Origin of the sequence: Seohaeicola saemankumensis (assembly GCF_021021435.1) — a bacterium.
In the GTDB taxonomy this organism is placed as follows: domain Bacteria; phylum Pseudomonadota; class Alphaproteobacteria; order Rhodobacterales; family Rhodobacteraceae; genus Seohaeicola.
Genome location: NZ_JAINWI010000010.1, coordinates 127617 through 140832, shown reverse-complemented (window position 1 = coordinate 140832; position 13216 = coordinate 127617). Strand labels below are relative to the sequence as shown.

Below are 13216 nucleotides of genomic sequence, written 5' to 3'. Positions count from 1 at the left end.
ATTCACGCAAGGAAGACTCCTCGCGCGGCGTTCCTGCCCTGTTTAGAATGGCATGGCGTCAACGGCAATCCGCGAAATTGATCTGAATCAATGTATATTGTCGCACCCTGATTTGTGTAAATGCGGCCTGACACAGGGCATAAGGTGCTGAAAACAAAAAGACCCGGCGTCAAGCCGGGTCTTTCGCCACCTGTTGCGAAGGGGTTATTTTCCTTGAAAAAGAGGCCGCGATCAGTTCGTGGCGGGTCCGACAGATGCCAGATAGGCCGCCACATCTTCCGAACCTTTCGCCAACTTGAAGCTCATGTTCGAGCGGGCAGCGGAATCGCCGGTCACTTCGACCAGAAATGCCTTGGGGTCTTGCACATAAGTTGCAAGGTTCTCTTCGTCCCAGACCAGACCGCCCTCGGCGGCGGCTGTCAGGCCGGGGCCATAGCGGAAACCTTCCTGCGCGCCGGCAGCACGACCGATGATGCCATAGAGGTTCGGACCGGTCTTGCCGCCTTTGACGATATCCGTTCCGTCATCCGCCTGGATCATATGGCAGGCTTTGCATTTGTTGAACTCGCGTTCGCCCTTGGCGGCATCACCCTCGGCAAAAGCGGGGGCGGACAGGGCCATCAAGGTTGCGGATGCGGTGATCAGAAATTTCATGTGTTCGACCTCTTGGTTTGGTGGGTAGCTGTGCATTCCTACCCTTATTGATAATGGTTCACATAGGGCGTGCAACAGTGATTTCAACTTGGCGCTTCGCCTGCGACTATTCGCCGAAGACCCGCCCGAATCCCGTTTTCAAGGCCTGATCCAACTCGTCCATCGTGGTCGAGCGGCCTAGATCACGCAGACTGGTAACACCGTGCTCGGAAATGCCGCAGGGAACGATGCCGGAGAAATGTTCGAGCGCGGGGTCAAGATTGATCGAGATACCGTGAAAGCTGATCCATTTGCGCAGTCGGATACCGATGGCCGCAATCTTGTCCTCGGTGATCCCGCCATCGGGTCCGCGCGGTTTGTCGGGACGTTCCACCCAAACCCCGACACGGCCCTCGCGGATATGCCCCTCGACACTGAAACCGGCCAATGTGTCGATCACCCACGCTTCGAGCTGTTGTACGAACCGGCGCACGTCATGGCCGCGCCGCCCCACATCCAGCATCACATAGACGACACGTTGTCCCGGCCCGTGATAGGTGTATTGACCGCCGCGCTTGGACTCAAAGACGTCAAATCGCCCGGAATCAATCAGGTCTTTGGGGTTTGCGCTGGTTCCCGCTGTATAGAGCGGGGGATGCTCCAGCAGCCAGATCGCCTCATTCGCTGTGCCTGCCGCGACCTCGGCCACGCGGCGTTCCATCTCCTGCTCGGCCAGGCGGTAATCGGTCAATCCGGGGGAGGTGATCCACTCTACCATGCTATTCACGCCTTCGCCTTTCGGTCGAACCCCAAGCGGTCCGGCTGTGGTGGTGCATAATTTCTTTGGAAAAGGCAAATATTGAGGTAGTCTCAAGTATTATTTTAGCACATCTGGGAGATTTTGAAATGACCGGTAGCCGTATCAAGCTCGGCCTCGTGGCCGCATTGTGCGTTTCGTTGCCCGCAACACAGGCTTCGGCTGACAGGTTGGGAGCCGCTATTGTCGGGGGTATTATCGGCGGTGTGATCGTCAACGAGGTTCACAAGAACAAGCGGACGACCACCACAACGACACGCAACGTGCAGCCGCGTAGCAACGTCAATACTGCCGCGCGCCAGCAGAACCGCGAGGTTCAAGCGTCGCTCAACTATTTCGGCTTTCCAGCCGGAACAGCCGACGGTGTGATGGGGCAGCGCTCGCGCGCGGCCGTCGCACAGTATCAGGCGCATCTGGGCTTTCCTGCGACGGGGCAACTGACGCCCTATGAACGGGATTTCCTCGTGACGTCTTACAACCGCGCGCAGATCGGCGGGCCGCAAGTCATCCGCGAGATGAATACCAACCCGCAGGGCGTCAAGGGTCTGTTGGTCGTCTGGCGGGACGAGGCGATGGGAGGCACAAGCGGCAGCCGCGTTTCCAACTACGGCGGCATGCCATCCGAAGTATCAGCAGCGGTGGACGAAATCGCCGCCAGTTCCGAACCGACGGCAGAACAACTCATGCAGCGCTCGGGCTTTATCCAGCTTGCCGATCTGAACGGCGATGGGCGCACCGATTACCTGATCGACACCTCGGTGACAGGCAGTTCCTTCTGGTGCGGGGCCAATAGCTGCTCGGTCATGGTTTTTGCCTCGACCCCGCAAGGCTATGCCCGAAACGACTTTCTGGCCTTCAACGCAACCCCTGCGATGTTCACCTGCCGTCAGGGGGCTTGCCAGCTTTCGGGGGAAAGCGACAGCGCGACAGGCGGCGTGATGGCGGCGGTGGCCTCTCCGGCACCGGCCATCCCGCAACTTGCACCAACAGCGCCCTCGGCCACGGTCATGGCCGCCGCCCCTTCTGCCGGACTGGGCGGCATCCAGCCGCTGCCGATGGTCGCCACCCCCATGCGCGAGGCCCCGTCACTGGCCAGCCATTGCAGCAAGGTCAGCCTGCTGACCAATTCCAACGGCGGTTTCGTGACATTGGCCAGCCTCGGCGATCCCGACCTTGCGCTGAGCGAACAGTTCTGCCTGACGCGGACCTATGCCATCGGCAAGGGCGAGGATATGGTGGCCAAGGTTCAGGGCCTGACCCAAGCGCAGGTTGACCAGCAATGCGACGCTTTCGGACCGGCACTAGCCCCGTTTACGGCCATGCTTGCCGACAAGGACAGCGGACAGGTCCGTGCCGAGGTGCAGAAATTCGTGCTGGGATCGTCCATGTCGATGGAGCAGTTGCAAAGCACGGCCGAAATCTGCCTCTATACCGGATATCGACGTGACCGGATGGAAGTGGCCTTGGGATCGGCGCTGCTGCTGGTTGGAATCGGCAAGACGCCCTATGCCGAGTTGGTGGGCCATCATCTGTCACAGGGCTTTGGCACCGACCGTTCGGTAGAACGCGCGCAGGACTGGTACGGGGTCGCAATCGCTGCGCTTGAGGGTGATCAGGATGTCGTCTTTGCGCCGGGCCAGCCCGAGCGGGTCGAACTTCTGCGCGCCGCTTCGACAGGTTTGGGGGGCGGTATGCCCTTGCCACAAGCCCAGCCTGCCGGTCTGCCTGCCTTCAAGCTGGATTAGGGCGGCGGGTTGACCGCAACCGACAGGGCAGGGGCCGGATCGGCCCCTGCCGCAACTCTGTGCCGCTCCGGCGCTGCGGCTGCATTTAGCCCCTTCACAAGCTTGCGGGCATTGTCTATACGGCCCCACGTTACCTGATCACGTGCGGTCGTGGCGGAATGGTAGACGCGCAGCGTTGAGGTCGCTGTGGGGTAACTCCCGTGGAAGTTCGAGTCTTCTCGACCGCACCAAATCACCCCCTTGAGGGGCCTGTTTTTTAAGGCTATCAGGCATATCGCGCCCATCCCGAGACACAAAACGGGACACATATGGGACACTTGCGATGGTGGTGATGATGAAACTCAAATACGTTGATGAACTCTCAGGAGGCCGCAAACGGTTCCGCCGTCGCTTCCCTAAAGCTGTTGCTGGGGTCTTGGGAGAAGAGTTTTTTCAGGTGTCTATGAAGGCTCGCGAGGGTGCCGCGCTGGTAAGAGAACAAGAAGCACTCCTCGCCGAATATGAAAAGATCGTTGCGAAGGCCAAGCGCAGGGGGGCAGGGCAGGGTGTCCTTTCGCCGCTTGAGCATTGGCGCGAAGCTGTCGCCGAAGTCACCGCCATGAAGGAGGGAATAGTCGGCAATCTGAGTGATGATGATCGGCAAGAAGTCCTAGCGGATGATTTACATCGCCGAGGTGCAGACCCCACCATGATCAGAGCATTGATGATGCCAGATGCCGAAGAGCCGCCTGTCACCATGCTGGATGCCAAGCGCATGTATGAGCAGGAACGGCTTGGGGACAACCCCGGACGCAACCAGAAGAACCGTTTGGAGCGCGTCTGTCGTCGGGTAGAGGCCGCGTTGGGGCCGCTCGGGAAGCTGCCGTTGGTTGACTTGAAGGACGCGCACGGGCGCAAGCTTCGAGACTACATGCTGGGTGTCGCTGCAAACGGTAAAGGCGGCAAACTTTTGGCCCCTCGAACTGTCCGGCGGGAGTTAGATATGGTCTCCACTATGGTCAACTTGGCGGTCAAGTCATTCGACCTTGAGAAGGAAGCCAAGAACCCGTTCGAGGGCATTTCACTGGCTACACCGAACAAGGCCCCGCAGACCGAATGGGAACTTCGCGACCCGCTTCCGGCCCCCGTTCTCGAAGCCATGCGGACCCGCATGACGGGCAAGTTGCGGCGTCCTGAACTTGGTCTGATCTGGCGCATCCTTGAGGGAACCGGATGCAGGGGCGCTGAGGTTGTCGGACTACGCGTCGAAGATGTTTTCTTTGACCACCGATATCCTCACATCTGGGTCCGGTGGCATGAAGACAGGAGCGTGAAAACACAGACCAGCATCCGAGCGGTGCCTCTTGTGGGTGACGCATTGGACGCGATGAAGGAAGCCTTGGCGCTGTCTCGTGACGGCTCCCATATGCTGTTCGCAAGTTACGCCCGAGAGAATGGCCCCGATGCCGTATCGCAAGCGCTCATGAAGCACCTTCGTGCCGTTACCAATGACCCCCGCCATGTGGTCTACTCTTTGCGGCACAACATGAAGGACCGTTTGGTGACAGCGGGCGTAGATCACCGTGACGAAAACCGCATCCTCGGTCATTCTCTCGGAGGTGTGGGCGACCGAGTGTATGGGGGAGGGGAGGCAAGGTTGAAGGCGGCTTTTGAGGCCATGCAAAAAGCCCTCGCAGTGGCGCTGTAGGCCCCCCCTAAATCGGATTGAGGCTCGTCCCGCTTGGCCCTCAGATGTTCCACCTTGCGGAGGTCGTCGAGGGTGGCCGCTCGGTGTGCCGTGGAGGGTTCCGGCTTGGTGTCCTTGAAGTCCAACATCTCGCGGATGCTGTTGGCCTGCTGAAAAGTAACCCACGAGTTACTTTTGACCTCAGCCACCTTGATGTAGATCGCACGGGTCTTTTTGGTGAACGTCAGGTTCTCCTCACACCACGGTTCATACTCCCCGTGGGCCAGCTTATGTTTCACCGCGATCAGTTCCTCACCGATCTCGGCAGCGATCTCCTTGGCGGTGCGCCCGAGGCGCTGGACCCGAAAAAAATCCCCCACAGCCGCTGGGCCATGAGGGGATGATTGGTCAGGTGATTTCCTCTTGGGAGAGCCACCGCTTCTGGTCTCCGCTGGGCTGTCCTTTCTGAACCTCCTTCGCACGTCTGTAAGCTTCCTGTTCGGCGTGCCGCTCTGCGTATCGGGTCTGAGCTTTTGCGGCCACCTCAGCCGCCGATAGGGTGCCGCTGAACGTCACGCCTGCAGTTGTCGATTGGTTGCACTTCGGGTCGAAGCCGCCGGGTGCGCCCTCGGTGACCTTGGGTCTGTATGGAGTAGCCATGTCGGCATCCTTTCTGTCTGGTGTGATGGTGCCCCCGAGCGAGGATGCTCAGGGGCGCGTTGGGCGGGTATTAGCCGCGCGAGAAGGTGATGATCTTCTGTTTCACGGCCACCTCCCATGGCACCTGTGTCCCGTGAACGATGACGTTGATGCCTCCTCCTGCCTTTTCGGAGAACTGCCAACCGGCCTCGGTCAGCATCGCCTTCACACGGGCACCTTCATAACGGTCCATCGCGGGTAGGTAGGCCTCAGCCATGGCGCGAAGACCTTCCGGCTTCCCGTGAACAAAGAGGTTCCGAGCCGCCTCGGTAAACTCCGACTTGCGCCTGAGGTCCGAGGTGATGAACGCTTGGAAGGCGTCCTCGTCCTCGATGCCTGCCTCGGCAAGAATGTCTGTGCCCGTGTCGTATGCACCTTGCCAGACGGTCTCGACTTTGGCCCGCATCTCAGCAGGCTCTACGCCCTCGATGGATGCCATGCGCTCGATTGCTGTCGCGTCCAAGTCGCCGGTATGCAGCACGCTGTCCACGGCTCGGAACATGTTGCCGGGGTGATGTTTCTGGGTGGCAAGAAGCTCCTGCAGGGTTGCCTGAGCCTTCTCCCCGAAGGTCACCGTATCGTCTTCCGCTTCAGCCCTCTTCTCATTGGCCTTGTCTGCCGGAGCCTTGGCCCCAGAGGTCGGGTCTTTCAGTGCTGCAGTTGTGGCCTTGTCGGAGAACGAGCCGTCAGGGTTGCGGTTCACGAGACCCAGATGTGCGGCCACGTCCAGTGTGATCGTCGCCCCTTGGTATTTGATCAGGTCATTGCCGTTGGGGTTGCGGGTCATGATGGGGCTGCCTGCCTGTGAGCGCACAGTGGCCATGACGCCCTCGCTTTCGTCGTCGTTCGCGCGTGCCGTGAAGCCTGCCGAGGTGTCGCGCCCACGGAAACCGCCGTCGCTGGGGCCTGACCCTCCGAGGGGAGCGGGGCTGTCGGGGCTGGTCAGTGTCGATGCTGAACCTTCGATCTCGCCAGTTGCTGTAATCCAGTTTGCCATGATGATGTTCCTTGCTTTTTCAGTTGATGGGCGGCGTTAGCCGTTGGTGGTGTCAGCGGTCGAGCCGCCGAAGTTTGCGTGTCCGAGGATGCGTTCCAGACCCTCGGCCATGAGTGCTGCCAGAACTTCAGCCCGAGAGATTTCCTTGCCGGTGGCCTTGAGATGCCGCGCTTGGAGCATCTCGATCACGGCCATCTGGTCGATGCGGATGCGGGTGGTTATCCAGCATGGGCGATTATCCCAAGGCATATTCCGTGCGGCATTTGTCGCGCCTTCCTCGGCACTCATGATCTCTATGGTCGGAACCATCGAAACGAGCTTCTTGCGAAGGTAGCGGGTCCAACGAGCGCGATTTCGTTCCCCCACGGCGGTTGCCTTCGTCTTGGCGGGGCGGGTGTAAGTGATGATCATCTGGGTCTCCTCCGCAGTTGTTTCGGTTGGGGCGCTGAGAAAAAGGCCGTTTTGAGGGGGGTCGGGATGAAACAGGGGGTGTCCCCTCGGTAGACCGCGAGAAGGCCCTCAAACTGTGGGTTTTCCGCACGGAGAATGGCTGCGAGCTTCGAGACTATCGGCCCGTCACCGATGATCTCGTGACCGAGAGAAGACCTTGCCCGCTGGGTGGTTCGATACTCGCTCTTGTTCCGGTAGACCCGGACTGCATCAAGGTCGATGCGGATGGTGTCCGTCATCTCGTTTTCCTTCTATGGAATTGAAAACGCCCCCGCCGGGAGGACCGACAGGGGCGCGTTGAGGATGTGTGAACCGCGCAATTTGCGTGGTCTATGGTTGCGTGGTTGGGGTCGTTCAATTCAGCCTCGCGGGCACCTCTCGGGGTTCCGTCCGGGTTCCTCTGAAGTCACCGTCATCGGCATCGAGGAAGCCGCCTTCGTTCATGTCGGGTTCCATCCATGAGGTGTCCCGGTCGTCTTCCTCATCGCCGCCCCCGAGGTAATCCGCGATGCTGGCCAACTGGCGCACCCCAAGGGCTTCCTGTAGCGCGTCCCCGATGATTTCCACGTCACGGGTTCTCACCTCATTCAAGGCGGCTTTGAGGGCTTGGGACAGGGCTGCAACCATCGCCTGCCGCGCGGCATCTGAGGGCGGCTCATAATCGCTCTTTACGGGGAACCTACGGTCGATGAGCCATTTCCCGGTTGGCGTTTCACCCGCCTCGGTGAACTTTCTGAACTGTTGGCGCATGCTCAAGATGGTGCGCTCGGAGACCCCCGAGGCCCTCGCCAAGCGCGGCTTCGAGATCGTCTTCGGGTAAGCCTGCACCAGCTTCCATGCCGCGTTAAGGCGCTCCTGCATGGTGAGCGGCAAGGTGTCCTTCGAGTTCGCCATGAGGGCAGCGAGATGGGCTTCCATACGGTTGCCCGATATCAGCATCGCGGGGATGCCCCGGCCTTCGATCTTCCCGGCGGATTGCTCCGCCCGATAGGCTGCAAGGCGATAATGGCCGTCGAGAAGAACCAAGCGGCCCGTTGCGGTGCCCTTGTCATCTGCCTCCTGCCAAACCAGCACAGCGTCCAGCCTTCCGGTGTTCCGCAAGGTCTTCCTGAGCGCGGCCAGATGGATGCCGCTATCGGGGCCTGAGCGATGTCGGAAGGTGGCGTCGGTGGTGATCTTGTTCCGGTCGATATTCGTGAGAGTTCTGTTCTGCATGTCATCGGTCCCTGTTGCATGCGTTTTGGTGGTTGGTGGTCGTGTGACAAGTTGTGAAAAGCACAGATGAGGCCCCTTCGCAGGCATCCGCCAAAAGGAAACCGCCCCGACAACCCATGAGGTCACCGAGGCGGGCACCGGAACGAAAATGCGAAGTCAACATCACTTGACTTGCACAGGAGAACCGCCCGTCGTCGCCGAGCCGCCCTTGGCGATGCCGCTACTACATCGGAAGGGGACCGCTCAGGGTCGGTTCTCTTATGCTAGGGGGGTGGGTTCAATATATTCTGCTATCGGGCGTCCCAGACACTGGTCTCGGCTTTCTTAGGGCTAGGGAGTGGGTGAATTGATGTTCTGTCGTCAGCCGGTCTTGGTCTCGCTGACAACGCGATACACCGACTGCCTACTGATACCGAGCCTTCTGGCAATTTCCGCAGGACCGACGCCTTCCTCTCGAAGCTGGCAAACCTTTGCTGCGTCGATACTGGCGGGGCGTCCCTTATAGGGGCTTTCGTCGCCTTTGGCCTTCGCAGCGGCGATACCCTCGCGCTGGCGGGCCTTCCTGATTTCGGTCTCGAACTCTCCGAATGCTGAGAGCATCGTGAAGAACAAGCGACCCTCGGGCGATGCGGTGTTGATAGGCTGTTCCAGCGCCGTGAGGTCGGCCCCTGTCTCCTCGATCTGCGCCGCAATGGTCAGAAGGTCTTGGGTTGAGCGTGCAAGCCGGTCCAGCCGCGTGATAACCACGCAGTCGCCCTTGCGCAGGCTTCGCAGCATGTGCGCCAACTGCTCACGCCCCTCCCGCTTCGTGCCGCTGGCCTTCTCCGCATACAGATGACGCGTGGCGACCCCAGCCTTCTCCAAGGCAGTGGTTTGGACCTCAAGCGACTGGCCCGCTGAGGACACCCTTGCGTAACCTACAAGGGCACCTCCACGGGCCTCCACAGTCTGTTTCAGGGTGGCGACGTTGGCTATCGCAGAGGTCATGTCAGATTCTCCGGTGTGTAACTTTTGGATATCTGCATATCCGTTACAGTCACTTAAATATCCGGTCAACCCTAATGTTACGCATCTGGCCTATTTAAGTCATGTAACGTGAGAGTATACCCATGCGTTACATAGCTTCAGCCTTCCGGTGGTTCATGAAGGTGACGGTGGTGAACGGGAGGTCGAAGACGACAATTCCCGACCCCTCTCGGGTCACCTTGAAGGGATGCCTAACGGTTTCGCGCTGGGCGAGGATAGAGAAGCGCCCGAGGCGGATGTCGAAGATGATCATGGGGTGTTCCTTGCGTAGATGTGAAGGCGGGCATGAGGCCTCGCCTCCTCTACATCGGCAGCGCAGGAACGATAGTCAAGCTATTGTTTTTGCTTCACTTTAGGAGCATTCTCGCAGGTGGAGCTAACGGTGTCCCGAGGGTGCCCCCACGGGGGGACACGCGGTGCCTCTCTATCTATCTTTGGGTGTCGCATTTTTGCAGTAAAATAATCTGGGCTTGCTAAACGCGCGGGCGCTCTGGAGAATTGCCGTTGCGCGTGAAGCGGCAAGAGGCAGGGGAGGCGTCATGATTGATTGGTCGCAAGTGGATTGGGCGGTAGTTCTCGCTACCTTCTGCGGTCCCGTTCTAGCGGTTCTGATAACCCTTTGGCACCAAGGGAGGTCGGCTAGAAAAGACGCACAGCGTTCAGTTTATGCGACGATGATGCGATACAGGCGGCACCCGACCAGTCTGGACTTTGTGGGTGCCTTCAATCTTGTTCCCGTCCACTTCCACAACAACAAGGTAGTGATGGAGAAATATAACAGGGCCTTGGACATACTTAACGATCCCTTATGGTCTCAAAGGGAAGCGACCACGCGGCTAAACGAAAACTTTCAAACCGCCATCGCTCACCTATTGTCCAACATGTCGCGAGCGGTGGGGTTGCCAGTAGAACAAATCACAATCCTCAACGGTGCTTATGCGCCCCAAGGCTGGGCAGATGATGAGCAAGACCAAAGGACGCTGAGGCACGCTCTCATAGGTGTTCTGATCGGCGCGCGACCGCTGCCAGTCTATATCTCCGACGAAAAGAAGGGGTCACGGATAGAACATAAGCCTGAAGCAGGTGTGGCTCTCGAAGCGTCGTTGAAGACAGAAACAGACAACAGTTAGTTGGCTCCTTTTTCCTAGCCGAGCCTTTTTTAAGGCTGCCATACGCTAGACTTCGCCGCGCTTTTGTGAGACACAAATAGCTCACGTTTTGGGACACATGGGCGACAAGCGGTTCTGATTATTCTATAAAAAAACAGGTGTATAGAGGTGTTCAGGTAGAGTTGGTTAGTCTTCTCGACCGCACCAATCAGGCCGGTTCAACCGGGACCCGCCCTCCTGATACAGTCAGCCGAAACAGAGCCTGCGTGGTGCGACGCCGCGTCTCGTGCTGTTTTCCGTGCTTTCCATCCTGCGCCTGACGTGCTGTTATCCCGTGGAATTGATTTTCGCAGGGAGGAAATAGGCATGAATATGAACTTCGGGATGCGCCCCGAGAATCGCAAGCTGCTGGACCGCGTCGCCGCGATGATCCGCGACGAGGTGATGCCTCTGGAGGATGCGTATCACGCCGAGATCGACAAGGAAGACCGTTGGCAGTTCACGGCCCGCCAGACTGAGATTCTGGAAGGATTGAAAGCCAAGGCCAAATCCGAAGGTTTGTGGAATTTCTGGCTGACCGATAGCGAGAAAGGGTTTGGCCTGACCACGGTTGAATACGCCTATTTTGCCGAAGAGATGGGCAAGACGCCTCTTGGGGCCGAGGTGTTCAACTGCGCCGCACCCGATACCGGCAACATGGAAGTGTTCGAGCGCTATGGCACAGCGGCCATGAAGCAGGAATGGCTGGCCCCGCTGTTGGACGGCAAGATTCGTTCAGCCTATCTGATGACCGAACCCGATGTGGCTAGCTCGGACGCGACCAATGTGTCGATGTCCTGCGTGCGCGACGGCGACAGCTATGTGCTGAACGGCGAAAAATGGTGGGCCTCGGGCGCCGGAGATCCGCGCTGCAAGGTCTATATCGTCATGGTCAAGACAGGCGGGGATGACGCGCCCAAACATGCCCGCCATTCGATGATCGTGGTGCCTGCGGGCACTTCGGGGATCGAGATTCTGCGCCCGATGGAAGTCTACGGCAATGACGACGCGCCGCATGGCCATATGCATATCCGGTTCAAGGATGTGCGCGTGCCTGCCGAAAACCTGCTTCTGGGCGAGGGGCGCGGTTTCGAGATCAGCCAGGGCCGTCTGGGGCCCGGTCGTATCCATCACTGCATGCGCGCCATCGGGCAGGCGGAATCCGCGTTGGAACTGATGTGCAAGCGCTCATTGGCGCGCGAGGCCTTCGGCAAAAAGCTGGCGCAACTGGGGGCCAATTTCGATATCATCGCGGAATGCCGCATGGAGATCGAGATGGCGCGCCTGCTGTGCCTCAAGGCGGCATGGTACATGGATCAGGGCGACAAGCGCGCCGCAGCACCGTGGATCAGCCAGATCAAGGTGATCGCACCCCGCGTCGCCCTCAAGGTGATCGACGAGGCGGTGCAGATGTTCGGCGGGCAGGGTGTCAGCCAGGACACGCCTTTGGCGCATAAATGGACCCATGTGCGGACCCTGCGTCTGGCGGACGGGCCGGATGCCGTGCACCGTCGGCAGGTGGCGCGGGCTGAACTGAAAAAATACACGCAGGAAAAAGTCTGAGCATGTGATTCTCAGACATCAAATAGGGGCTTTTCGGAGCCCCTTTTTCACGAACGCGGTTCAAACAGGATGCAGAAATCCTGCGCAGCAAGGCTTGCCTCAGTACCTGTGGCAAGATGAAACGCCGCGTCGCCCATGCTATTGTCTTGCCCAAATTCTCGAATCCCCGGCAAACGATCCGGTGCGATCACGGCGTTATTCCGCCGGCTGGAAGCCCTCGATCAACTGTCGCAGTCCGAAAGCGGCACCTGCAAGGATTGCAGCAAAGGTCAGAGGGGCCGAGAAAGCCAGCACCGAGAAGGCCGATATCCCCTGTCCGATGGTGCATCCCAGCGCCAGCACAGCGCCGACGCCCATCAAGGCGGCCCCGGTGATCTGGCGGCGCAATTCGCGCGGGTCCTCGCAGGCTTCCCAGCGGAAATGCCCTTTGAAGAGCGAGCCGATAAACGCCCCGATGATCACACCCGCAACCGAGCCGACGGCAAAAGACGGCGCGCGGGCCGAGCCGGTCATGGCGTAGAGCAGGCTTTCACCGACAGGCGCGGAAAAGCTGTGCGAAACAACAGGCATCTCGGTAAAGCTGGTGGTGGCCACCCAATAACTACCGGCCCAGCCGCTGACGATGCCCAGCGCGACAACGCCCGACCAGAAGATCGCCTTGCCATTGGCCCGAAATCCTGGAGAGGCCAATGTGCCTGCAACGATCAGCGCGCCGATCAGCATGCCGATCAGCGGCACCTGCGCGCCAGTCATCTGTGCAAGAAGATGCGCGAAGCCCGGGGGCATCTCGCCCGGAACGACATCCTGCTGGTTGACCAGCATGGCTCGCAGCGGTGCAAGCGGACCGGACATCACGAAATAGGCCGACAGCCCCATGACCAGAACGATAACGAAGGCGCGCATATCGCCGCCCCCCAGCCGTGCGATGGAGCCGAAGCCGCAATTGCCTGCCAGCGCCATGCCATATCCGAACATCAGCCCGCCGATGATCGAGACCAGCGGCATCCAGCGGATTGACAGGTAGAAAGATCGCTCGGGTTCCAGCAAGCCGCCCGCCATCAGGCCGAAGCTGCCGATCACCGACAAACCGATTGCCAGTACCCACATTCGCATGCGGGTGTCGTTCTGTCCGTAAAGTAGGTCTTCGATCGCACCCATGGTGCAAAACCGCCCCAGCCTTGCGGCAAGCCCCAGCAGCAAGCCGCTGGCCATGCCGATCAGGGCCACAAGGGCGCTGTCACTGATCCACTCGAACAT

15 protein-coding genes and 1 tRNA gene are annotated in these 13216 nt (G+C 59.5%); 5 read left to right on the top strand and 11 right to left on the bottom strand.

Annotated features, from left to right (window positions below):
* Positions 1–231 precede the first annotated feature (231 nt).
* Together K7H22_RS07370 and lipB are read right to left on the bottom strand one after the other, a co-directional pair.
* Positions 232–654: a c-type cytochrome gene (locus K7H22_RS07370; RefSeq protein ID WP_230800089.1), complete on the bottom strand. Its 423-nt coding sequence runs from the start codon at positions 652–654 to the stop codon at positions 232–234.
* A gap of 106 nt (positions 655–760) precedes the next feature.
* On the bottom strand, positions 761–1411 hold the full coding sequence (gene lipB / locus K7H22_RS07365; RefSeq protein WP_230800088.1) for a lipoyl(octanoyl) transferase LipB: 651 nt from the start codon (positions 1409–1411) through the stop codon (positions 761–763).
* Positions 1412–1539: 128 nt separating this feature from the next.
* On the opposite strand from lipB, the gene K7H22_RS07360 reads away from it, so the two are divergent.
* The 3 genes from K7H22_RS07360 (at position 1540) to K7H22_RS07350 (ending at position 4882) form a co-directional block, all read left to right on the top strand.
* A complete protein-coding gene (locus K7H22_RS07360) occupies positions 1540–3195 on the top strand; it encodes a peptidoglycan-binding domain-containing protein (RefSeq protein ID WP_230800087.1) in 1656 nt (551 codons plus the stop codon).
* 144 nt (positions 3196–3339) lie between these two features.
* Positions 3340–3425, top strand: a tRNA-Leu gene (locus tag K7H22_RS07355).
* 92 nt (positions 3426–3517) lie between these two features.
* The gene (locus K7H22_RS07350; protein ID WP_230800086.1) at positions 3518–4882 is read left to right on the top strand and encodes a tyrosine-type recombinase/integrase; all 1365 of its coding nucleotides are present in this window, start codon (positions 3518–3520) and stop codon (positions 4880–4882) included.
* Here the strand turns inward: K7H22_RS07350 and K7H22_RS20235 are convergent.
* The 8 genes from K7H22_RS20235 to K7H22_RS07310 form a co-directional block, all read right to left on the bottom strand.
* The gene (locus tag K7H22_RS20235; protein ID WP_419248163.1) at positions 4780–5160 is read right to left on the bottom strand and encodes a hypothetical protein; all 381 of its coding nucleotides are present in this window, start codon (positions 5158–5160) and stop codon (positions 4780–4782) included. The two genes, K7H22_RS07350 and K7H22_RS20235, sit on opposite strands and share 103 nt — an antisense overlap.
* Before the next feature lie 109 nt (positions 5161–5269).
* Positions 5270–5521, bottom strand: a complete 252-nt coding sequence (locus K7H22_RS07340; RefSeq protein WP_230800084.1) for a hypothetical protein — start codon at positions 5519–5521, stop codon at positions 5270–5272.
* Between the two features lie 70 nt (positions 5522–5591).
* Complete coding sequence (locus K7H22_RS07335) at positions 5592–6557, bottom strand: hypothetical protein (protein ID WP_230800083.1); 966 nt, start codon at positions 6555–6557, stop codon at positions 5592–5594.
* Between the two features lie 36 nt (positions 6558–6593).
* Complete coding sequence (locus K7H22_RS07330) at positions 6594–6968, bottom strand: hypothetical protein (protein ID WP_230800082.1); 375 nt, start codon at positions 6966–6968, stop codon at positions 6594–6596.
* The gene (locus K7H22_RS07325; protein ID WP_230800081.1) at positions 6965–7246 is read right to left on the bottom strand and encodes a hypothetical protein; all 282 of its coding nucleotides are present in this window, start codon (positions 7244–7246) and stop codon (positions 6965–6967) included. Before K7H22_RS07325 ends, K7H22_RS07330 begins: the two co-directional genes overlap by 4 nt.
* A gap of 115 nt (positions 7247–7361) precedes the next feature.
* Positions 7362–8222, bottom strand: coding sequence for a hypothetical protein (locus K7H22_RS07320; protein ID WP_230800080.1), 861 nt, complete (start codon positions 8220–8222; stop codon positions 7362–7364).
* Positions 8223–8582: 360 nt separating this feature from the next.
* A complete protein-coding gene (locus tag K7H22_RS07315) occupies positions 8583–9209 on the bottom strand; it encodes a recombinase family protein (protein ID WP_230800079.1) in 627 nt (208 codons plus the stop codon).
* Positions 9210–9336: 127 nt separating this feature from the next.
* A complete protein-coding gene (locus K7H22_RS07310) occupies positions 9337–9501 on the bottom strand; it encodes a hypothetical protein (RefSeq protein WP_230800078.1) in 165 nt (54 codons plus the stop codon).
* A gap of 286 nt (positions 9502–9787) precedes the next feature.
* On the opposite strand from K7H22_RS07310, the gene K7H22_RS07305 reads away from it, so the two are divergent.
* Both K7H22_RS07305 and K7H22_RS07300 read left to right on the top strand, forming a co-directional pair.
* Positions 9788–10378 carry a DUF6680 family protein gene (locus K7H22_RS07305; RefSeq protein ID WP_230800077.1) on the top strand — a complete coding sequence of 197 codons (591 nt, stop codon included), beginning with the start codon at positions 9788–9790 and terminating at the stop codon, positions 10376–10378.
* A gap of 345 nt (positions 10379–10723) precedes the next feature.
* Positions 10724–11959, top strand: a complete 1236-nt coding sequence (locus tag K7H22_RS07300; RefSeq protein WP_230800076.1) for an acyl-CoA dehydrogenase family protein — start codon at positions 10724–10726, stop codon at positions 11957–11959.
* A gap of 195 nt (positions 11960–12154) precedes the next feature.
* Here K7H22_RS07300 and K7H22_RS07295 read toward each other — a convergent pair whose 3' ends face one another.
* The gene (locus tag K7H22_RS07295) at positions 12155–13216 is read right to left on the bottom strand and encodes a YeeE/YedE family protein (RefSeq protein ID WP_230800075.1); all 1062 of its coding nucleotides are present in this window, start codon (positions 13214–13216) and stop codon (positions 12155–12157) included.

Coding starts and splice junctions, on each gene's coding strand:
- K7H22_RS07370 (WP_230800089.1), bottom strand. CDS start 654: ATGAAATTTCTGATCACCGCATCCGCAACCTTGATGGCCCTGTCCGCC.
- lipB (WP_230800088.1), bottom strand. CDS start 1,411: ATGGTAGAGTGGATCACCTCCCCCGGATTGACCGATTACCGCCTGGCC.
- K7H22_RS07360 (WP_230800087.1), top strand. CDS start 1,540: ATGACCGGTAGCCGTATCAAGCTCGGCCTCGTGGCCGCATTGTGCGTT.
- K7H22_RS07350 (WP_230800086.1), top strand. CDS start 3,518: ATGGTGGTGATGATGAAACTCAAATACGTTGATGAACTCTCAGGAGGC.
- K7H22_RS07340 (WP_230800084.1), bottom strand. CDS start 5,521: ATGGCTACTCCATACAGACCCAAGGTCACCGAGGGCGCACCCGGCGGC.
- K7H22_RS07335 (WP_230800083.1), bottom strand. CDS start 6,557: ATGGCAAACTGGATTACAGCAACTGGCGAGATCGAAGGTTCAGCATCG.
- K7H22_RS07330 (WP_230800082.1), bottom strand. CDS start 6,968: ATGATCATCACTTACACCCGCCCCGCCAAGACGAAGGCAACCGCCGTG.
- K7H22_RS07325 (WP_230800081.1), bottom strand. CDS start 7,246: ATGACGGACACCATCCGCATCGACCTTGATGCAGTCCGGGTCTACCGG.
- K7H22_RS07320 (WP_230800080.1), bottom strand. CDS start 8,222: ATGCAGAACAGAACTCTCACGAATATCGACCGGAACAAGATCACCACC.
- K7H22_RS07315 (WP_230800079.1), bottom strand. CDS start 9,209: ATGACCTCTGCGATAGCCAACGTCGCCACCCTGAAACAGACTGTGGAG.
- K7H22_RS07310 (WP_230800078.1), bottom strand. CDS start 9,501: ATGATCATCTTCGACATCCGCCTCGGGCGCTTCTCTATCCTCGCCCAG.
- K7H22_RS07305 (WP_230800077.1), top strand. CDS start 9,788: ATGATTGATTGGTCGCAAGTGGATTGGGCGGTAGTTCTCGCTACCTTC.
- K7H22_RS07300 (WP_230800076.1), top strand. CDS start 10,724: ATGAATATGAACTTCGGGATGCGCCCCGAGAATCGCAAGCTGCTGGAC.
- K7H22_RS07295 (WP_230800075.1), bottom strand. CDS start 13,216: ATGTTCGAGTGGATCAGTGACAGCGCCCTTGTGGCCCTGATCGGCATG.